The sequence below is a fragment of the Massilia sp. UYP34 genome, from assembly GCF_056279385.1.
Genome location: NZ_JBWBRF010000020.1, coordinates 38,637 through 58,566, shown reverse-complemented (window position 1 = coordinate 58,566; position 19,930 = coordinate 38,637). Strand labels below are relative to the sequence as shown.

The window sequence follows — 19,930 nt, the reverse complement described above, 5'->3', positions numbered from 1 at the left end:
GCGCTTTTAGCGGCCGGTGAATTGGGGCGGCCGTTTCTCGCTGAAGGCCAGCGCGGCTTCGCGTGCGTCCTCGCTCGGCTTGAGCATCGCGAACAGGTCCAGCTCGAGGTCCAGGCCCTGGCGCAGCTCGAGGTCGAGGGCGCTGCGCGCCGCCCGCTTGACCGACAGCGTGGCGGCGGGTGCGCGCGCCGCGATGCGCAGCGCGAAGGCACGCACTTCCGCGACCAGCGCGCCGGATTCGCTCGCGATGCGGGTAACCAGTCCGATATCCCGGGCGGCCCCGGCATCGAGGCGCTCGCCGGTGAGCAGCAGGTCCATCGCGCGCCCCGGCCCGACCACGCGGGCCAGGCGCTGGGTGCCGCCGCCCCCCGGAATCAGGCCGAGCGCCGTTTCCGGCAGGCTGAAGACCGCGTCGGGCGCCGCGAAGCGGATGTCGCATGCCAGCGCCAGTTCCATCCCGCCGCCCATGCAGTATCCATGGACGGCCGCGATGACCGGCTTCTGCACCGCGTCGATCGCCTCGATCCAGCGCGCGCCCTGCATGCGGCGCCGCACCTCGATGGCGGTCTCGGGCGCGCGTTTTTCCTTGATGTCGGCTCCGGCGCAGAAGCCGCGCGGTCCGTCGCCGCGAATGGCGATGACGCGCACCTCCGGGTCGGCGTCGAGCTCGCGCAGCGCCTGCGGCACGCCTTGGCGGATGTCGTCGTTGATGGCATTGATCTGGGCCGCGCGGGTCAGCACCACCCAGGCCAGCGCGCCGTCCCGTTCGATGACGACGGCGGCGTTGACCACGGTCCTTGCGGCGCCGGCAATCGGGTTCTGGTCGAGCACGTCCATGTCAGGCTTCCTCGAACTCGATGAGCTGGCCGCGCAGCTCGGATGCGTCGATCCGGATCAGCGGCTTGCCGCCGGCCGATTCCGATTCCTCGACCCAGGTGAATTTGGTGCCGCGTTCGCGCAGATCCTCGGCCTTGGCCGCCAGGCCGTTGACCGCGATCCGGATGTAATACAGGCCCGGGCCCCAGTTGTTCAGGTAGTGCGCGGCCGGCGTATCCCAGGCGGTCGGCTGGATCACGTGCAGCGCGGCGCTGTTGGCCACCGTGAACGGCATGATGGCGCGGCGCTGGCCTTCGCGGCCCAGCAGTTCCACCCCGCCCTGCGGCTCCCAGTCGAGGTTCTTCGAGCAGCAGCGCAGCGTGTGGTCGAGGTCGCGCACCAGGAAGGCACGGGCACTGACGCGCACCATGTCGCCCGGCCGCGGGTCGCGCGGCTGGGCCGGCGGGGTGGCGAAGGTCTCCGGCGGCATCTGCAGCGGTTCGGTCGGCATCACCTCGATGCACAGGCCGCCGTCCACCTCGGGGGAATAGCGCGGCCGCTCCGGGGTGGCGCCGAGCCACAGGCGGTCGAAGGGCATCTCCGGCGTGCGCTGCGCCATGCGAAAGGCCAGGCCGCGCCGCATCAGCTTGTCGACGAAGGCATCGAACTTGGGCCCCTGCAGCGCCAGCACCACCGAGTGGGTCAACATCGGGCGGTGGCGTCCCTGGTAATCCTTGAGGCTTTCGAGGAACTCGTGGAACATCGGGTCGCCCGGGTTGTCGTAGTCCAGGTGCCATTGCGGCTCCAGGCGCGTCGGCGACACGGCCAGCGACTTGTGCACGCGCAGGAAGTGCGCAATGTACGGATGGTTGTCGAAGGCTTGGCGCCAGTTCGGGTGGCTGTGCACGCCGAGCTTCTTCACCAGCAGTTCGGTCATGCCGTCCGGGTCGGGCAGCATCATGTCGGCTGACAGCAGCAGGTCAAACATAGTTCTTCTCCAGTGTTGGGGTCACGCGCGCATCTTCACGTGCGCTTTTCGGATTGAGCAGGAAGTACGACAGGGCCGGCGTCAGCATCAGGGCGCCCAGCATGTTCCAGAGGAACATGAAGGTCAGCAGGATGCCCATGTCAGCCTGGAATTTGATGGGCGACCAGGCCCAGGTGACGACGCCGGCGGCCATCGTCAGGCCGACCAGCGCCACCACCTTGCCGGTGAAGTCGAGCGAGCGGCGGTAGGCGGCGCGCAGGCTGTCGCCGCGGCGCTGGCACGCCACCTGCACCGACAGCAGGTAGAGCGCGTAATCGACGCCCACCCCGACTCCCACCGCGATCACCGGCAGGGTCGCGACCTTCAGGCCGATCCCGAGCCAGACCATCAGCGCCTTGCACAGGATGGTCGTGATGACCAGCGGGATCAGGGCGACGATGGTGGCGCGCACGCTGCGGAAGGTGACCAGGCACAGCAGCGCGGTCGAGCCGTACACCGCCAGGTACATCGTGACGATGCTCCTGCCCACTTCGATATTGGTGGCGGCCTCGATGCCCGCGCTGCCGGCGGCCAGCAGGAACTGGACCGGTTCCTTGGCGCCGGGCCCGGTGTTGTTGAGCTGCGCGTAGCCTTCCGCGGTCTTCAGGATGCGGGCCACGGTGTCGGCCTTGTGGTCGGCCAGGTAGGCCACCAGCGGCGACACCGAGCAGCTCTGGTTGGTGATGTCGGGCGTGGCGATGGCGGCGGCCGACATGGCGCCGTCGGTGATCGACTGGTTGCGGCTGATCGTCAGCCACTTGCCGCTGCCCTCGGTCATGGCGGCCGTGGTGAAGCGCACCGTCTCGGCCAGCGAAGTCGTGGTCTGGACCGCCGGGTCCGCGCGCAGCAGTTGGGCCAGCCCGTCCATCCGGTTCAGCGCCGACACCAGGCGGCAGCCTTCGTCGGCGGTCTTCATGATGACGACGAACTGGTCGCTCGACAGGCCGTAGTGCTGGGTAATGTAGGCGTTGTCGCGGTTGTAGCGAGAATCCGGACGCAGTTCCGGCGCGCCGGCGTCCAGGTCGCCGATGCGCAGGTCCTGCATCACCACCGCCGACACGGCCGTCACGGCGAGCGCCACGCCGATCGTCGGAATCGCCCAGCGCCGTTCGGTCAGGCGGTCCAGGCGCGCCCACACCCGTCCCAGCGCCGAGCGGCCCTGGGCCATTTCCTGGTCTTCCTCGAGCGCGCGCCGCGCCGCCTTCGGGCTGATGCCGATGTAGGACAGCGCCACCGGGATCAGGAACAGCTTGGTGAACACCAGGACCGTCACGCCGATGCTGGTGGTGATCGCCAGGTCACGGATCACCGGGATGTCGATGATGATCAGCACCGCGAAGCCGACGATGTTGGCCAGCAGCGCCGTGACGCCGGCCACGAACAGGCGGCGGAAGGTATAGCGCGCCGCGACGTAGCGGTGGGTGCCGCGCCCGATGTCCTGGATGATGCCGTTCATCTTCTGCGCGCCGTGCGACAGGCCGATGGCGAAGATCAGGAAAGGCACCAGGATCGAGTAGGGATCGAGTTCGTAGCCGAGCAGCTGCATCAGCCCCAGCAGCCACACCACGCCGAGCACGGCCGCAGTGACCAGCAGCGCGGTGCTGCGCAGGCAGCGCGTGTACAGGTAGACGAACACGGTGGCGATCGCCACCGAGACGGCGAAGAACAGCATCACCGACTTCAGGCCTTCGATCAGGTCGCCGACGATCTTGGCGAAGCCGACGATGTGGATCCCGACCTTGTCGCTCTCGTAGCTGCGGATCTTCTGTTCCAGCTGCTGCGAGAAGGCGCCGTAGTCGAGCGCTTCCCCGGTTTTCGGGTCGGTGTCGAGCATCGGTGCGACAATCATGCTCGACTTCATGTCGAGCGCCACCAGGCGGCCGACGATGCCGGCCTTGGCGACGTTCTCGCGCAGCTTGGCCAGTTCTGCCGGGCTGCCGTCGAACTGGGCCGGCATCACCGCGCCCCCGGTGATGCCGTCCTCGGTGACCTCGCGCCAGCGCACGATCGGCATCCAGATCGATTTCATCCAGGAGCGGTCGACGCCCGGGATCATGTACAGGTCGTCGTTCACCTTGCGCATGACCTCGAGGAAGGCCGGGTCGTAGATGTCGCCGGTCTTGTTCTCGACCACGATGCGCACCGTGTTGCCGAGGCCCGGAAGCTGGTCCTTGTAGGCCAGGTAGTTCTGGATGTAGGGGCTGCCGAGCGGGATCATGCGCTCGAAGTTGGCATTGACCTTGATCCGCGTCGCCGAGTAGCCGAGGAACAGCGTGGCCAGCAGGCAGGCCAGCAGCACCAGGATGCGGTTATTGAAGATGACCCGCTCGAGCAGGTTGCCCGAGCGGCGGTCGAAGGATTGCAGGTCCCGGATCACGGGCATGCGCGGCTGTTCGCTGTGCGCGGCCATGTCAGTTCTTCCCCATTCTTGCGGCATCGGCGCCGCAGCCCGCCAGCTTCGCTACCCGTGCGCCGCCGCTGCCGGCCAGGGCGACCTGGCCCGTTCCGGCAGGCGCGGCGCCGAATATTTCGCCATTGCGGGCGACCCGCGCATCGGCAGTGGCGCCGCCGCGATGGACCAGGACCTGGCCGGCCTGCGTCACGAAGGCCAGTTCGCCGGGTGCGCAGGCAAACGCGCCCACCACCGTCGCCTGGGTGCCGAGCGCCAGCGGCTTCCAGCCCAACCCGCCGTCGGTGCTGAGGTAGGCGTTGCCGCGCAGGCCAAAAGCGACCAGTCCGGCCTCGTTCGAGGCCAGGCCGAACCAGGTGCCGCCGTAAGGCGTCGGGACCTCGACGAAACGGCTGGCTGCGCGGTCGAGCCTGCGCAACAGGCCCTGTTCGCCGGCCAGGTACAGGTTGCCGTCGGCGGTCTGCTCGAGGGCATACAGGTGCATGCGGCGGTCGTTCCCGGCCTTTTCCAGCCAGGGCTCCCAGGTCTTTCCGCCGTCCCCGGTGCGCAGCAGCAGCCCGAAGGCGCCTGCCACGAAGCCTTCGCCGTCGGCGCCGATGCGGATGTCGAGGAAGGGGTAAGGCAGCACGCCGGGTGTCGCCGACAGCGCCGCCGCGCGCGCGACTTCGTCGACGATTGCGGCGGCATCCGCCACGCCCGCCGCGACGCGGGCGCGATAGTGCTTGTCCAGCATGGCAAGCAGGCTGCGCCCGTCAAGGACGCGGGTCCAGGTCTGGCCGCCGTCCAGGCTGCGCAGGACCACGCCGTCGTGGCCCGTCGCCCAGGCCGTGTTCGGCCCGGAAAAACGCACATTGGTCAGGTCCGAGGAAACCGGCACCTCGGCCTGCTTCCAGGTCTTGCCGGCGTCGCGCGACACCAGGATGGTGCCGTGCACGCCCACCGAGACCGCGCTGTCGCCACGGACGGCGATGCCGGTCATGGGGCGCTTGAATGCCGCCGCCGAGCGCTCGGCCGGCCTGTCCAGGACTTCCGCGCCGGCGGGAAGCGCCGCCCCCAGGACGGCAGCGGAAAGGATCGCCGCGCGGATCGCGCGGCACAGCGCCGGGGCGTGGCGCCCCGGGCCATAGGAAAAGAGTTTGAAGCTGTTCACCGGAGACTCCGTGGTGGTGCATGCATCTGAACGGCTGCCGCGCCGCCCCTGCAAGCAGCAGGCGGCGGGCGGCACTCGCGGAAAACGGCGCTACATCAGCGCGCGGTTTCCTTCGCCACGATGGTCTCGGGGTTCAGGTCGCGGTTCGAGCGCGGCTTGGTCACCACGCCGTAGCCGCCGATCAGGGCATCGTTGACCAGCGCATACATGCCCTTGTTGAAGTCGAAGATCACGTTCTTCACGATATACGGCGCATCGACGTCGTACAGCTGGATCATCGAGTTGAAGATCGAGCGGTACAGCTGGCCGCTGCGATCGTAGGCGTCGTACAGCATGGCGCCGTAGCTGTCTTCATCGATGTAATAGGTGCGCGTGGCGTAGGCGTGACGGAAGCCCTGCTTCAGGGTCGCCTCGACCACCCACATGCGGTGCAGCTCCCAGCGCCAGCAGGCCGGATTCGGGTACTTCTCCTTGAACTGCTCCTCCACCCCGCAGCCGAAGTACAGCTTGTAGGCGTTGTAGGGCACGTACATTTCCTTCTTGCCGACCAGCTTGAAGTCGAAGCGGTCCATCTGGCCGGAGAACACGAACAGCTCGTCGAACAGCGTGACGCCGCCCATGCTGGCCACCGGGGTATCGTAGGAGAACTCGGGCGCGAGCTTGATGCGGCGCTGGCCCGGCGCATAGCTCCAGGCACGGCGCGGCTTCTGGGTCGGGTCGAGGAAGTCCATCAGGCCGGTCACTTCGCCGGCCTTGCGGATCGGCGCGCTGTTGACCGAGTAGGTGCGCCAGTACATCTGCTCGTCGCGGCCGTCCAGGTCCTCGTGGTAGTACGGGGTTTCCTCGAAGGTCTGCTGCTGCGAGGTCATGACGGCCTTGCCGCTGGCGTCGACCACCCACGAGCGCGAGGAACGGGTGGTGGTATCGGCCTTGTAGCGCAGCTGCTGGTTCCACATCATCTCGTTGCCGGTCTTCGCGATCGGGAACGGGATGCCGCCGCGGCAGGCCTGGTCCACCGCCAGGCCGCCCTTGGCGGTCTTGCAGGTGGTCGCATTGCGCACCGTCTTGGCCAGCACGCGCTCCGGCACCGCGGCGGTGCGGTGGGTCGGGTAGACGTCCATGTAGAAGCCCGGATGCTTCTTGAACAGCTCCTTCTGGCCGTCGGACAGCTTGTCGGCATGCTGCTGGTAGTTCTTCGCGTCGATGCGCAGGATCGGCGCCTCGTCCTTGAACGGGTCGGCCCAGACGCCGCTGCCCGCCTTGAAGCCGGCCGGCGCCTTCTGCAGGCCGCCGGTGTAGGCCGGGATGGTGCCTTCCTTGTTGCCGGCCTTGACGGCGCCGAGCTGGGTCAGCGTGCTGCCGAGCTGCTTGGCCTCGTCGGGCGTGACCTGGGCCTGCGCGCCGCCTGCCAGGCCTGCCAGGCCTGCCAGCGAGCCGATGATGAGTCGCTTCATATTCATGTCGAGTCTCCTGTTTGCGGCGCTTAGAAGGCCGTCTTGAAGGTAAAGGACAGCCAGCCGCGGTCGATGACGCCGACCGAGGAATTGCTGTGGGCCGCGCCCCCGGTGATCCTTCCGTTCAGCTCCCGGACGGGCAGCTTGCGGTCGGCGTACAGGAGCGAGAATTCATACTTCGATGCATAGGTGGCGGTGGCGCCGATCGACCAGCGCAGTTCGCCCTCGGTGCCGCCGCCCGAGGACGGGGCGTTGCCCGAGATCCCGTAGGTGGCGCTCATCGGCAGCGCCAGGTCCCAGGACGGCAGCACGTTCAGGTATTGCGGGGTGAAGCGCAAGGCCATCTGCCATGCGTCCCTGGTCGAGCAGCCGTCGTCCTTGGTGCCGGAGCGGGCCACGCCGGTGCGCGAATCGACGCAGGTCGCCGCGCCGACCGAACGGTACAGCGCCGGATTGGTGGTGACTTCGTCGAGGCGGTTGTAGGCCACTTCCCCCACCAGCGTGCCGGTCGCCCACAACGGGGTCGCGGGCAGCATGTAGATGCCGTTGACGACGGCGTGCCAGGTATCGCCGCGCGCACCGGTCGGGGTGACGATCGAGGATGGGGTATTCAGGGCGCCGTTCTTGCGGTAGGACAGCTCGGCGCCGACCGCCACGGAATTGATCACGCGGCTGAAGCTCAGGCTGTACTGCTCGATCTTGTCCGGATACACGAAACGGGCGCGGGTCGGCAAGGGACCGCGGAAGTCGAGCAGTTGCACGCCCAGCTCCGGCGCGTAGTCGTCGAAGCGGCGGTAATAGGCGCCGAAACTCGATTCGATGGCCTCGACGTTCAGGCGCGCGCCGACGCCCCAGTTGCCATGGTCGCCCGGCTTGCGCGCTTCGATCAGTTGCGCCGCCACGCCCGGGATCGGGAACACCAGGTTGTCGGACGAGGGCGCGGTGTCGGCGCCCATCAGGTAGGTGCCGGCGTGCGGGATGCGGGTCGGCTTCCACTCGTAGTAGTACTGGCCGACCAGGGTCAGGTTGTCGGTGACCTGGGCGCTCAGGGCCACCTGGCCGATCGGCAGGAACACTTCCTTGGTCTCCACGCCGGGATTGGTCGCGGCCTTGACGCCGTCCACCGGCGACTGCGCGTAGGAGATCGCATGGGCGCCGAGCAGCAGGCCTTCGCCCCAGACATTGGTCTGGCGCCCCACCTTGATATTCAAGGGCACCGGTCCCAGGTCGACGTTGCCCCACACGAAAGCGTCGAGGATCTCGCCGGACGGCCCGTTCACGTAGCGCTTCACCTCGTTGTTGTAGGTGGCATTGCGGTAGGCGGTGAGAAAGCCGGCGGGCGAACGCACCGAGTGGTCGTCATAGGCCTCGTCGTACCAGCCGGCGGCCGAGACGCGGGCGCCGATCTTGTTGCGCCAGCTGACGTCGAATTCGGTGAGCACGTCGACGCGGTTGGTCACCATGTCGTGCTTGTCGAACTTCGAGTCGCCTTCGTCGTAGACGTAGTTGCGCATCAGCCGGCTGTCCTGCCCCTCCATCCGGAAGCCCGCGGTGTAGCGCACGGTGGCGTCGAGCCGCATCTTGATGTCGGGATTGGCGACGACGATTTCGGTGGCCGTCGCCGGTACGGCGCAGGCAAGTGCGGCGGCTGCCGCGATGGACCGCACCGCATGACGGGTGTGGCGATGCATACCGCTTGCTTGATTCATGGACCTGTCTCCTGTTTTTGCGTTTGGACGCTTTTTAGAATCGTTCAGCACTGCCTGATCTTCCTTCCAGTGAACCGTGCTGCTCGACTGTCTTCGGCCCAGCGGAAACGAGACGCGTGATGCAAGTTAATTGTAGCGCGATTAATTCGAGAATTCTACTGTTCGATTAAGGTTCTATATCGAGAATTCTATGTGAAGCTCATGCCGCAGGATCGGCGCCGCCGCGTCCCTTGGCCATCTCGGTGAATTCGCGCTTGAGCGTCGGGTAATACGCGATCTGCCCCTGCAGGCCGCCCGAGATGTCGATCGATGCAGCGCTGATGAAGGAGGCGTAGTCGCTGGCCAGGAACAGCGCCATGCCGGCTACGTCCTCCGGCTTGCCGAAGCGTCCCAGCGGCACCACCTTCAATGCCATCGCATCGAACTCCGCGCGCGAGACGCCGGGCCCGACCTCGCCGAAGTGGCGGTCCCACTGGCCGGTATCGATCCATCCCATGTTGAGCGAATTGACCAGGATGTTGTCCCTGGCGAGCGACATGCCGAGCGACTTGGACAGCGCCAGGCAGGCCGCCCGGTTGATGACCGAGGGGATGCCGTCCGGCGTCGGGATGGCGCCTGCCAGCGCGTTGATCTCGATGATCCGTCCCCAGCGCTGGCGTCGCATGTGCGGCACCACCGCCTGCACGAAGCGGAAATGCCCCATTTGCAGGATGTTCGCGTGCTCGAGGATCTGTTCCGGCGTGAGCGTGTCGAGGTTGCCCCCACGCCCCTGCCCCGCATTGTTGACCAGGACGTCGACGCCGCCCCAGGTCGCGGCGACTTCCTCGACGAAGGCCTTGACGCCGGCGCTGTCGGTGACGTCCACCGCGCGGGCGATGACGGCCTGCGCCCGGGTCGCCAGTTCGCGCCCGGTCGCCTCGATCGCTTCCAGGTTGCGGGCGCAGACCGCGACCCGCGCGCCCTCCGCCGCGAAGCTGCGCGCGATGGCCAGGCCGATGCCGCGCGAGGCGCCGGTCACGATCACCCGCTTGCCGCTCAGGTCGATGTGCATTGCTGTCTCCTTGTTGTGGGTAATGCTTCTTGCGGCGGCCGGTTCTATGCCGGCCTGCCGCACCATGTCTGCCTGCGCTAGAGGCGCTCGATCAGCGTCGCCGTTCCCATGCCGCCGGCGCAGCAGATCGCCTGCAGGCCGTAGCGCGCGCCGCGCCGTTCGAGCTCGTGGAGCAGCGAAGTCATGATCCGGGCGCCGCTGGCGCCCAGCGGATGGCCGAGCGCGATCGCACCGCCGTTGACGTTGAGCCTGTCGTGCGCCACGCCCAGTTCCTGCGCCCACATCAGCGGCACCGGCGCAAAGGCTTCGTTCACCTCGAACAGGTCGATATCGTCCACGCTCAGCCCGGCCTTTTCCAGTACCTTGCGGGTGGCCGCCACCGGGCCGGTCAGCATCAGGGTCGGATCCGAGCCGACCGTGGTGAAGGCGCGGATGCGCGCGCGTGGTTTCACGCGCAGGCGGTCCACCGCGGCGCCGGACATCAGCAGCAGCAGCGCGGCGCCGTCCGAGATCTGGGACGAATTGCCGGCCGTGAGCTTTCCGTCGTCGCGGAAGCTGGTCTTGAGGGTGGCAAGCTTCTCCACATTGCTGCCCGGCCGGATGGTTTCGTCGGCGCCGAAGCTGTCCGGCGCCGGCTCGGCATAGGTGGCGTCCTTCAGGGCCGCCACTGGCACCGGGACGATCTCGCGCTCGAACCAGCCCGCGGCGGCGGCAGCCGCGGCGCGGCGGTGACTCTCGACGGCATAGGCGTCGAGCTGCTCCCGGCCCAGCTGCCACTTGTCGGCCACCCGCTCGGCCGCCTCGCCCTGGCTGGTCAGCTCGTACTTGGCGGACGCCAGCGCGCCGAAGGCCTCGCCGTAGATTTCACGGTTGCCGCCCATGCGCACCCGGCTCATGTTCTCCGCGCCGCCCGCGATCACCACGTCGGCGGCGCCGGCGGCGATCAGGCCGGCGGCCATGTGCACGGCCACTTCGCCCGAGCCGCACTTGCGGTCGATCGTCAGGCCCGGGATCGCGGCCGGCCAGCCCGCGCCCAGCACCGAAGTACGGGCGATGTTGGCCGACTGTTCGCCCACCTGGGTGACGCAGCCGAAGATGACGTCGTCCACTTCGGCGGCGTCGATCCCGGCGCGTGCGACCAGTTCGCCCAGCAGGTGGGCGCCCAGGTGGTCGGCGCGCACGCCGGCCAGGCTGCCCTTGTACTTGCCGACCGGGGTACGCAGCGCTTCGACTATGTAGACGTCGCTCATAGGTTGCTCGCCTTCAGGCCCGAACCCGGCACGCGCTGCCCGGCCGCGTCGTACTGGTAAACCCCGTGCCCGGTCTTGCGGCCGTGGCGTCCGGCGGCGACCATCTTGATGATCAGCGGGCACGGACGGAATTTCTCGCCCAGCGTCGAATGCAGGTAGCGCAGCACGGACAGACGGGTGTCCCAGCCGGTCAGGTCGCCCAGTTCCAGGGGGCCCATCGGATGGTTGAAGCCCATGCGTAGCGCGGTGTCGATGTCCTCGGCACTGGCGGTGCCTTCCTGCAGCATCCACATCGCCTCGTTGCCGAGCATCGCCGACATGCGGCTGGTGGTCAGACCCGGCGATTCGTTCACCAGGATCGAGGTCTTGCCGATGGCCTCGACCCATTCGCGCGTCAGCGCGACGGTGGCCGCATCGGTGGCGATGCCGAGCACCAGTTCGACCAGCTTCATCTTGTGGACCGGATTGAAGAAGTGCATCCCGATCACGCGTTCCGGGTGCGGCACCGATGCCGCGATCTCGGTCACCGACAGCGCCGAGGTATTCGTCGCCAGCAGTGCACCGTCCAGCAGCAGCGGCACGGCCTCGGCCAGCACCGCCTTTTTCACCGCCAGGTTCTCGGACACGGTCTCCACCAGCAGGCTGGCGCCGGGAGCGCCCTCGGCCAGCGACGCGTGGATGGTCAGGCGCGCCTTGGCCGCCTCGGCGGCATCGAGCGCCAGCTTGCCGAGCTTGACGCCGCCGTCGAGGATCGCATGGATATTCTGGAGCGCCTTCTCGAGCGCCTGGCCATTGCTGTCGACCAGGCGGGTCGCGAAACCGCTGCTGGCGAAAGCGTGCGCGATGCCGGTGCCCATCAGGCCGGCGCCGACCACCACCACGGATTGGTTCTTGTCGATCATGTTTGTCTCCTCATGCGCCGGACCGGGGCCCGACGAGGTTGCAGATGGTGCCGATACCTTCGACGCTCGCTTCCACCACGTCGCCCGGCTCCAGGTACAAGCCCGTGCCCTGCCCCACGCCCGCGGGCGAACCGGTGAACAGGATGTCGCCGGCGGCGAAGCTCGAACGCGCCTGGACGAAACGCACCAGCTGCGCCACATCCCAGCTCATCTCCGCCGTGCTGGCATCCTGGCGCACCTGGCCGTTGACCTTGAGCGTCAGGCGCAGCTGCGGACTGCCGGGCCCGAACTCGTCGCGCGTGACGATCCACGGACCGACCCCGGTGCTGCGATCCTGGCTCTTGGCCGCGAACAGGTCCATGCCGATGCCGGCCGGGCCGCTGCGCTGCAGGTCGCGCGCCGACACGTCGTTGCCGACCGTGTAGCCCAGCACCGCGGCGAGCGGGTCGCTGTCGTCGATCGTGGCGTCGCCGACGACCACGACCAGCTCGACCTCGTGATCGAGCTCCTTGGTCAGCGGCGGGTAGCGGATCGGGTCGTTCGCGCCGATCAGGGCGCCATAGGCTTTCAAAAAGGCGATCGGTTGCGGCGGCGTCTTCAGGCCGAAGTCGGCGGCAAGATGCTTGGCATAGTTGGCGCCGGCCACCACCACACGGTTGACCGGTTCAACCGGCGGCAACAGGCGCACACCCGCCAGCGACCGTGCGGGACCGTCGATCGGCAGCGCATCCTGGCCCGCCGCGGCGCGTCCGGCCGCGATCGCACGGGTCAGTGCCGGCCCCCAGTCCGCGAATGCGCCGGCGATCGGGCGGACCAGCGCCGCCTCGCTGTCGACCAGCGCCCAGAACGGCGCACCGCCGTCGGTGCAGCGTGCGATCTTCATGCCGCCAGCGCCGCTGGCTTGACCGGCTCGACCAGCGTGGCCGGATCGATGTGCAGCAGCTCGCAGGCATTCTTCCAGCGGATCTTCTGCAGGTCCTCGTCGGAAATGCGCAGGCCGTCGGTCAGGTCGTGGCGGACGGCGTCGCTGCCGCCGAAGTTCGAGCCGTACAGCACGCGGTCGGCGCCGATGATCTCGATCATCGCCTGGCGCATCGGCAGCTCGTGCAGCTCGACGTCGAAGTAGAAGTTCTTCAGGTAGTCGAGCACCGGCTTCTTGTTGTGCGCGACGTCCAGGTTGGGGTTGGTCTGCGCCAGGCGGCCCAGCTGGTAAGGCACGAAGCCGCCACCATGGGTGATGTAGACCTTCAGCTTCGGGAAGCGGTCGAACACGCCGCCGTTGATCATGTTCCAGAAGCATTTCGTCTCGTCGTAGTTCATGCCGACGATGGCGGTGGTCTCGTAGCGGTCGGTGTTGGCATCCTCGCCCCAGGTGACCGACTGGTTGTAGCCGTGCACGAACATCGGCAGGTCGAGGTCGCACAGGGCTTCCCAGACCGGATCCATCTCGGGCGAGTCGAATTCCAGGCCGCCGAAATTGGCGCCGCCCGCGACCAGGCCCTTGGCGCCCAGCGTGGTGCAGGCGCGGCGGATTTCCTTGGCTGCTTCGACCGGCACGTTGAGCGGCGCATGGGCCCAGGCCATCAGGCGGTTCGGGGCGGCCGAGCAGTATTCGGCCAGCACGTCGTTGACCTTTTGTGCGAAGGGCACGCCGAATTCAGGCTCGGCCCAGTACATGTAGCAGTGCGAGGGCACCGACACCACCTGGGCGCTCTGCCCTGCCGCGTCCATGCCGGCCAGGCGGGTCTTCGGATCGGCCCAGCGCGCCAGGTACTGGTTGATGTCGAGCGTCTTGCCTTCGGCGCGCGCCTTCTGCAGGGCGGCACGGCGTTCGGGCGAGCCGAGCGACAGGATCCAGTGGCCGACGCGCAGCTTGATGTCGCCGTCCGGGCGCTGCTCGAAGAACGGGCCCCAGTGCGGGTGCTGGTTGTAGTAATCGGGGTGGGGGGCGTGGGCGTGAAGATCGATGAGCATGTGGTGTCTCCCTGTGACGATTGGTTATCCCGACAGCAGGCGCATTGGCCGGACACATCGGCCGGCCATCGGCACGGCCAACCCACAAGCAACACATGTCTCCATCCCGCGGCACTCGGTCGGTGCTTTTGCATCAGGACCTATATTGCCAAAGATAGACAGAAATGGCAAATGTGTTTAACTTTTATTTTGCACGTCGTCGCGCGACTGGCACTCGACGATCGAATACAGGAAGGCGACGATGCGCTGCGCGCCGTCTTCCGGGCGCTTGTTGGGCACCACCAGCTCGCTCAGCACGCAGCGGATCAGGAGCTCGCAGATCAGTTCGCGGTCGGTGCGGATGCCCAGGCGCCGGTCCCATGCGTCGAACACGATGCGCATCAGGTCGTCGATGCGCACCAGCGATTCGTTGAACAGGCGGCCGAACAGGCGCAGCGTGTACTCGGGCGCGGCGCGCAGCAGCAGGCGCGCCTGGCCATGCGCCGCATAGTCGTCGAGGTAGCGCACCAGCGCATGGAAGCGCGCGTTCGGCTCGGCATAGGGCGTCACCGCATCGGCCATGGCCTGCTGGAACGAGGCCCGCTTGTGGCGTGCGAAGGCATCGAGCAGTTCTTCCTGCGAGGCGAAATAGCGGTAGAAGGTACCGCGCGAGACCCCGGCCAGCGCACAGACGTCGAGCACGGAGATGCGCTCCGAGCCCTCGCGCAGCACCATCTCCTCGGTCGCCGCGAGGATGGCGGCGATGGTGGTGTCGGCGCGGCGCTTGCGCCCGCCGTCGGCGCCGGTGCTTGTGCTTGTGCTTGTGCTTGTGCTTGTGCTTGTGCTTGTGCTTGTGCTTGTGCTTGTGCTTGTGCTTTTGCTTGTGCTTGTGCTGGTGCCGGTGCCGGCCCTGGCGCCCCTGACTACATGCATGATTGGTGCTTTCCTGTGAGTCGCCGCCCGTGGCGGCGCGTGTTTCTAGGTTTCCCGCACCGGCACGTTGGCCGGTCTCGAGTTGTAGCCAGGCAGGTGCAGGCCGCCGTCCACGTGGAAGGATTCCCCGGTCACGTAGCGCGACATGTCGCTGGACAGGAACACCGCCACCGGCCCGATGTCCTCTTCGGGGTCGCCGCAGCGTCCGAGCGGGCGCATGGCCGCCGCCCGTTCGGCGAATCCCGGATTCTCGGCCGCCAGCTTGTGGAAGGTGGCCCCCATCGCGGTCGGCGCGATCGCATTGACCGTGATGTTGAAACGCCCCCACTCGGCCGCCGCACTGCGGGTCAGGCCGACGATGCCGGCCTTGCCGGTGTTGTAGTCGGCATGCAGCCAGGCGCCGAGGTCGACGTCGATCGAATAGAAGTTGACGATCTTGCCGCCGCCGCGCGCGCGCATGTGCGGCAGGGCCGCCCGCATCGCCCACCAGCTCGCCTTGACGGTGGAGGTCAGGGTCTGCTCGAGCATTTCGTCGGTCTTGTCTTCCAGGAGGACGTTCGGGGTCGGCACGAAGGCGTTGTTGACCAGGATGTCGAGCCCGCCGAAACGCGCCACCGCCGCATCCACCGCGGCCAGCACCGATTCCTTGCGCAGCACGTCGGTGTGCACGAACAGCGTCCTCCCGCCCAGCTCCTCGACCTCGCGCGCCACCTGGGCGCCCGTGTCGCGGTCGATCTCGGCAATCACCACTGCCGCGCCTTCGCGCGCGAAGCGGCGCGCCACGCCGCGCCCGATGCCGCCGCCGGCACCGGTAATCAAAGCCACCTTGTCTTTCAACAGTCCCACGCTCGTCTCCTCGTTATCGAACCTATGCCCACATAGGTTCTTATACAGATTTTCTGTTATTGTACACATTAGTGCCAACAACCCATACCAGGAATTACACATGCAGCGTTTTCGCAGGCGAATCGAGCTGGCGGGCCGCCATGACCGCCAGGGCGGACAGGTACGCGCCGTACTGGAGGATGACTTCCACCACTTCCGCGTCGTGGTCGACCACCGGGGCGGGCAAGTGACCGCGGTGCGCGGAGAAGCGCCACGCCACCCGTTCACCGCCTGCCCGGGCGCAGCGCCGGAACTGCAGCGCCTGGCCGGCATGCGCCTGGACGACATCGCGCATTCGGTCAACCTCCACACCGACGCCACCCAGCAGTGCACCCACATGTTCGACCTTGCCGGCCTGGCCGTAGCCGCCGCCGCGCGTGGCGATCGCGCCCGGCGCTACGACATCGAGATTCCGCGCCACATCGATGGCCGTACCCACGCCTTTCTCGAACGCGACGGCAGGCTGCTGCTCGACTGGTCGGTCGAGAACAGCACCATCCTCGGGCCGGATCCCTATACCGGCATCGACATGCGCCAGGGCATGGCACGCTGGGCCCTGGGCACCCTCCCCGCCGAGGAAGCGGAAGCGGCGCTGGTGCTGCGCCGCTGTGCGCTGATTTCCCTGGGCCGGCTGAAAGATATCGACAAGGAACCCCATGCCCACCTGACGGGCCGCTGCTACGCGCAGCAGCCGCACCGGGCGCCCCAGGCGATCCGCATCGTCGGCTCTACCTGGGACTTCACGGGAAAGCCGGCGGCGCTGTGCGGCGACGACCAGGCGTGGCTCGCCGACTTCGACAGCGCCCCTGTTCCCGAAGGCTTTGCCTGAAATTAGCCGTCCCGCGCATGCGCAGGACGGATGCATGGGCCGCTTGCCGGGGCCACTGGCCACCCAATGGGTAGACGACGGCGTGGCTCTACCCGACCCCTACCCACGTGCCTCACTCAGGATGACTTGCAGTCCCAATTCGCCGCGTTGTTGACATCCAGGCCGCCCGGGTTAGCCACCCCGCCCCGGAATACCGCGCGTTGCGGAGACGGGCAGAGCAGGAAACTGCGCGCCGGCAGGGCGGCACTGGCTGCGCGGTTGCCAATCAGCTGAGTTGGCGCCTTTCCATTTTCTACCCAGTCGACCAGCGCCGGCAGCGCTCGGGCCCCTACGTCCTGAGCACCAATGCCGCCGGCGCAGTGCTGCGTTCCGGGCACTTCAAACAGTAGGGCCTGCTGTGACAACTTTGCCTGCCCTCCCTGCGCCGTGGCCAATTCACCGTAAAAGCGCTGCGTGTCGGTCAGGGAGATGCCATTGTCCGCGGTGCCATGCCAGAACAAGATCTTGCCGCCGCGCTGGAAGAAGGGGCTCAGCGCAGTCGCCCTGATGTTTCCCGATGCGGGATAGACGCTCTTGTACATCGCATTCCAGCCATTGACGTCCAGGCTGTCAGCAAAGCTGAATTGCGTGGCGAAGTCGTAGGTCGGGCCAAACATGCCGCGCGATGTCGTATCGAAGACCAGGTAGCTGGCCGGTGGCAGGCGCCCGTCCGCCGGATTCATCGACCACGGCGGGGGCGTTGCTCCGAACATGAACGCGGTCCAGCCGTTCGGGTTGCCCAGCGTAAAGCCAGGATAGGTCTGTCCAAAGTCGTTCATCCCGTCCAGCACGATGCGCAGCAACCCCTGCTGAGCCGGGGTGAACAAGGCCCACATCGACGCATCCATGGAGACCTTGCCCGGATCGGAGATCAGGCCGTCGACGGCGCCGTCGGCCCCATCGAACTTCCGCAACAGTGCGGCGTCAAGTGCTTGCAGTTGCGTCGGCGATATCCAGGCATCGGGATGATCGATCAGGTACTTTCTCACCTTGCCAAACAGCAGCTGGTTGTTCACGTTGAGGCCGGGCGCCGCCACGATGACACCGTCGAAGTCGTCCGGGTACGCGGAGGCCGCCACGAGACCCATGCGCCCGCCGCCGGAGCAGCCATCGAAATAGCGGTACATCTTACGATTGGCGTTGGCAGCATCCTTCAGGCCATAGTAGGCGCGGACCACGGATTGCGTGGCCGCAGAACTGACGTGCACGCCGCGCTGGTCATAATCGGTGGCCTTGGTCCGGTCGGCGGCGAACATCCAGTTCAGCCCGGGCGTCGGACTACCCGCGTCGCTCCCGGCAAACGCATAGCCCTCGGCCAGCAGTTGCTCGTCGGGCGCAGGAATGTAGCCTGCGGAACCACCTTCGCCCGCGAAGAAGTAGCGCGCCTTGAACGACTGCGGCATGGCCACGATGAACTTGACCTGATTGCTGGTGGGCGCCGGGCCCTGGGTGGTGACATAGCCGTCGACACGGCAATAGGTAGCGCCGCTCGATGCGGTGACCAAAGACGCCGCGGTCAGGGTCGCGCCAGCCGCCCCCGCCTGCAGGCTGCTGGTGTTACAGGCCACGGCCGGCGCCAAAGGCTGGGTCGATGGCGCCGCCGCCACTGGCGACTCCTTGTCCTCGCTATCGCCGCCGCAGGCCGACAACAGGGTCGCCGTCAGCACGAGGGCACAAGGAACGCTCGGGACTTTCAATATGGATTTATTGCTCACGTTTGTCTCCACTTTCTCTGGTTTTTCTTGAATAGTGTGATTCGACGAGCCTTGGCGCCGTCCGGGCGTGCCGCGGGTTTTCCGCTGCAGCACCCATGCCCGGCGCCGAGAGGTATGACTGCTTCGCAATCGGGGGATGCCAGGTTCGCTGGCTTGCATTGCGTTGGGCGACGCTCCATCCTTGCGACGCTGCTTTTTGAAGCCCGTTGACAGTCTTTGTAAAACTGTCCAAGGGTTTTCGATCATGGCAGAACGGGGTATGCGACTGTCAATCCGTATTGTTCGATCCGGAGCGCCAGACAAAACCCTCATCGCTGCCTTCCATCCGTCTCGCCGTACTGGCGTACGGTCTTCGACGATGCGCCGGCCGGCCGCATCCCTTGCCCGGAGAGTTTTGTTGGACGCGCTTATCTGGCTACCGCTGCGCCACTGCGGCTTGCCCCAGCTTTTGTCGGCGTTCGCGCTTGCGCAAACATCGACAGCCGATTGCGCAGCGCTTTGCGCGCGTCTGCGCAGGGGCTGGGCACCAAGCGTTCATTGACGGTTGGCCGCTTCCCATTCCTTCAGGTCGAAGCCGGGCGCGGCCGCCACCGCCGGCGTGAGCGCAGGCGGTCGCGACAGGATCTTGCGCGCCGCCATGTGGTCGCCGGCGCGGCAGCACGACTCGACCGCCAGCAAGTGCTCGCCACGGAAGCACAGGACCGACACCTGGCCGGCGGCCGGATCGCCGAGGACCACATGGTTGTCGGCGCACAGCGCCAGGCCGGCGATCTGGAGCTTCAGCTTGCCCTGGTCGGTCCAGAACCACGGCAAGGCGGTATACGGAGCGGGCTTGCCCACCAGCCGCGCGGCGATCAGCCGGCCCTGGTCGCAGGCGTTCTGCACCGATTCGAGCCGGGTCAGCTGCGACCCGTTCTGCAGGCAGGGGAAGGCCGCGACATCCCCGAGCGCGGAAATGTTCGGGTCGGAGGTCAGCAGGCTGGCGCTCACCTTGATGCCGTTGTCGATGCTCAGCCCCGCTTCCAGCGCGAGCGACACGTTCGGCACCACGCCGATGCCATACACGACCAGGTCGGCCGGCAGGCGCCGCCCGTCGGCCGTGATGACGGCCACCGCCCTGCCGTTGTCGCCCTCGATTTCCGACACCGCGCTGCGGAAGTTGAAATGCACGCCCCAGCTTTCATGGGCGGCGCGGAACACTTCGGACATCTGCGGCGAGATGGCGCGCGCCATGGGCCGTTCGCCCAGTTCCAGCACCTCGACCGCGGCCCCTTCGGCCGCCGCCACCGCGGCGAACTCCAGGCCGATGAAGCCGGCGCCGATGACGACCACCCGGCGCGCCGTCTTGAGCAGCGGCGCCACCGCGTCGGCATCGGCCCGGGTCTTGATCCCGAACACGCCCGACAGGCCGGCCCCGGGCACCGCCAGCGGGCGATTGTGGGCGCCGGTCGCCAGCACCAGGTGGTCGTAGTCGAGCGCCGCGCCGGAGGCCAGCACCAGGCGCCGGTTCTGGCGGTCGATCGCCGCGCCCCGGTCGGCCAGCAGCTCGATGCGCTGCTCGGCATAGAATTCCTCGGGGCGGAACTGCATCGCCGTCGCGCTGATCTTCCCCAGCAGGAAGGCCTTCGACAGCGGCGGGCGCTGGTACGGCAGCCAGGGTTCGTCGTTGACCAGGGCGATGCGGCCCGCAAAGCCTTCCTGGCGCAGGGACAGCGCCACCTGTACGCCGGCGTGCCCGGCGCCGGCAATCACTACGGATTGAAGCGACATGATGGTTTCCTTACAAGGTGGAGTGCAGGCCCCGTGC

Annotated in this window: 16 protein-coding genes; 1 reads left to right on the top strand and 15 read right to left on the bottom strand. The window is 67.3% G+C overall.

What is annotated here, in order from left to right; genetic code table 11:
• Positions 1–6 precede the first annotated feature (6 nt).
• From ACZ9AQ_RS20900 to ACZ9AQ_RS20840, 13 genes are all read right to left on the bottom strand, one after another.
• Entirely contained in the window at positions 7–837 is an 831-nt protein-coding gene (locus ACZ9AQ_RS20900; RefSeq protein ID WP_313032986.1) for an enoyl-CoA hydratase/isomerase family protein, read from the bottom strand.
• Position 838: 1 nt separating this feature from the next.
• Positions 839–1,804, bottom strand: coding sequence for a VOC family protein (locus ACZ9AQ_RS20895; RefSeq protein ID WP_429206617.1), 966 nt, complete (start codon positions 1,802–1,804; stop codon positions 839–841).
• Positions 1,797–4,253, bottom strand: coding sequence for an efflux RND transporter permease subunit (locus tag ACZ9AQ_RS20890; RefSeq protein WP_429206618.1), 2,457 nt, complete (start codon positions 4,251–4,253; stop codon positions 1,797–1,799). The genes ACZ9AQ_RS20895 and ACZ9AQ_RS20890 overlap by 8 nt, the downstream gene beginning before the upstream one ends.
• A 1-nt stretch (position 4,254) precedes the next feature.
• Complete coding sequence (locus ACZ9AQ_RS20885) at positions 4,255–5,403, bottom strand: YCF48-related protein (protein ID WP_429206619.1); 1,149 nt, start codon at positions 5,401–5,403, stop codon at positions 4,255–4,257.
• A 95-nt stretch (positions 5,404–5,498) separates the two neighbouring features.
• A complete protein-coding gene (locus ACZ9AQ_RS20880) occupies positions 5,499–6,863 on the bottom strand; it encodes a DUF1329 domain-containing protein (RefSeq protein ID WP_429206620.1) in 1,365 nt (454 codons plus the stop codon).
• A gap of 23 nt (positions 6,864–6,886) precedes the next feature.
• Positions 6,887–8,566, bottom strand: a complete 1,680-nt coding sequence (locus ACZ9AQ_RS20875; protein WP_429206621.1) for a DUF1302 domain-containing protein — start codon at positions 8,564–8,566, stop codon at positions 6,887–6,889.
• Positions 8,567–8,765: 199 nt separating this feature from the next.
• On the bottom strand, positions 8,766–9,617 hold the full coding sequence (locus tag ACZ9AQ_RS20870) for an SDR family oxidoreductase (RefSeq protein WP_429206622.1): 852 nt from the start codon (positions 9,615–9,617) through the stop codon (positions 8,766–8,768).
• A gap of 77 nt (positions 9,618–9,694) precedes the next feature.
• Positions 9,695–10,867 carry a thiolase family protein gene (locus ACZ9AQ_RS20865; RefSeq protein ID WP_429206623.1) on the bottom strand — a complete coding sequence of 391 codons (1,173 nt, stop codon included), beginning with the start codon at positions 10,865–10,867 and terminating at the stop codon, positions 9,695–9,697.
• Positions 10,864–11,769 (bottom strand): 3-hydroxyacyl-CoA dehydrogenase, encoded by a 906-nt coding sequence (locus tag ACZ9AQ_RS20860; protein ID WP_429206624.1) that lies wholly within the window; start codon positions 11,767–11,769, stop codon positions 10,864–10,866. Before ACZ9AQ_RS20860 ends, ACZ9AQ_RS20865 begins: the two co-directional genes overlap by 4 nt.
• Before the next feature lie 10 nt (positions 11,770–11,779).
• Entirely contained in the window at positions 11,780–12,652 is an 873-nt protein-coding gene (locus ACZ9AQ_RS20855; RefSeq protein ID WP_429206625.1) for a fumarylacetoacetate hydrolase family protein, read from the bottom strand.
• A complete protein-coding gene (locus ACZ9AQ_RS20850) occupies positions 12,649–13,743 on the bottom strand; it encodes an amidohydrolase family protein (protein WP_429206626.1) in 1,095 nt (364 codons plus the stop codon). Before ACZ9AQ_RS20850 ends, ACZ9AQ_RS20855 begins: the two co-directional genes overlap by 4 nt.
• Before the next feature lie 177 nt (positions 13,744–13,920).
• Positions 13,921–14,655: a TetR/AcrR family transcriptional regulator gene (locus ACZ9AQ_RS20845; RefSeq protein ID WP_429206627.1), complete on the bottom strand. Its 735-nt coding sequence runs from the start codon at positions 14,653–14,655 to the stop codon at positions 13,921–13,923.
• 45 nt (positions 14,656–14,700) lie between these two features.
• On the bottom strand, positions 14,701–15,501 hold the full coding sequence (locus ACZ9AQ_RS20840; RefSeq protein WP_429206628.1) for an SDR family NAD(P)-dependent oxidoreductase: 801 nt from the start codon (positions 15,499–15,501) through the stop codon (positions 14,701–14,703).
• 100 nt (positions 15,502–15,601) lie between these two features.
• Between ACZ9AQ_RS20840 and ACZ9AQ_RS20835 the strand changes: the two genes are divergently transcribed.
• On the top strand, positions 15,602–16,369 hold the full coding sequence (locus tag ACZ9AQ_RS20835) for a DUF2889 domain-containing protein (protein ID WP_429206629.1): 768 nt from the start codon (positions 15,602–15,604) through the stop codon (positions 16,367–16,369).
• 116 nt (positions 16,370–16,485) lie between these two features.
• Here the strand turns inward: ACZ9AQ_RS20835 and ACZ9AQ_RS20830 are convergent, their stop codons facing one another.
• A complete protein-coding gene (locus tag ACZ9AQ_RS20830) occupies positions 16,486–18,123 on the bottom strand; it encodes a tannase/feruloyl esterase family alpha/beta hydrolase (RefSeq protein ID WP_429206630.1) in 1,638 nt (545 codons plus the stop codon).
• A 534-nt stretch (positions 18,124–18,657) separates the two neighbouring features.
• A complete protein-coding gene (locus ACZ9AQ_RS20825) occupies positions 18,658–19,893 on the bottom strand; it encodes an NAD(P)/FAD-dependent oxidoreductase (protein WP_429206631.1) in 1,236 nt (411 codons plus the stop codon).
• Positions 19,894–19,930 lie beyond the last annotated feature (37 nt).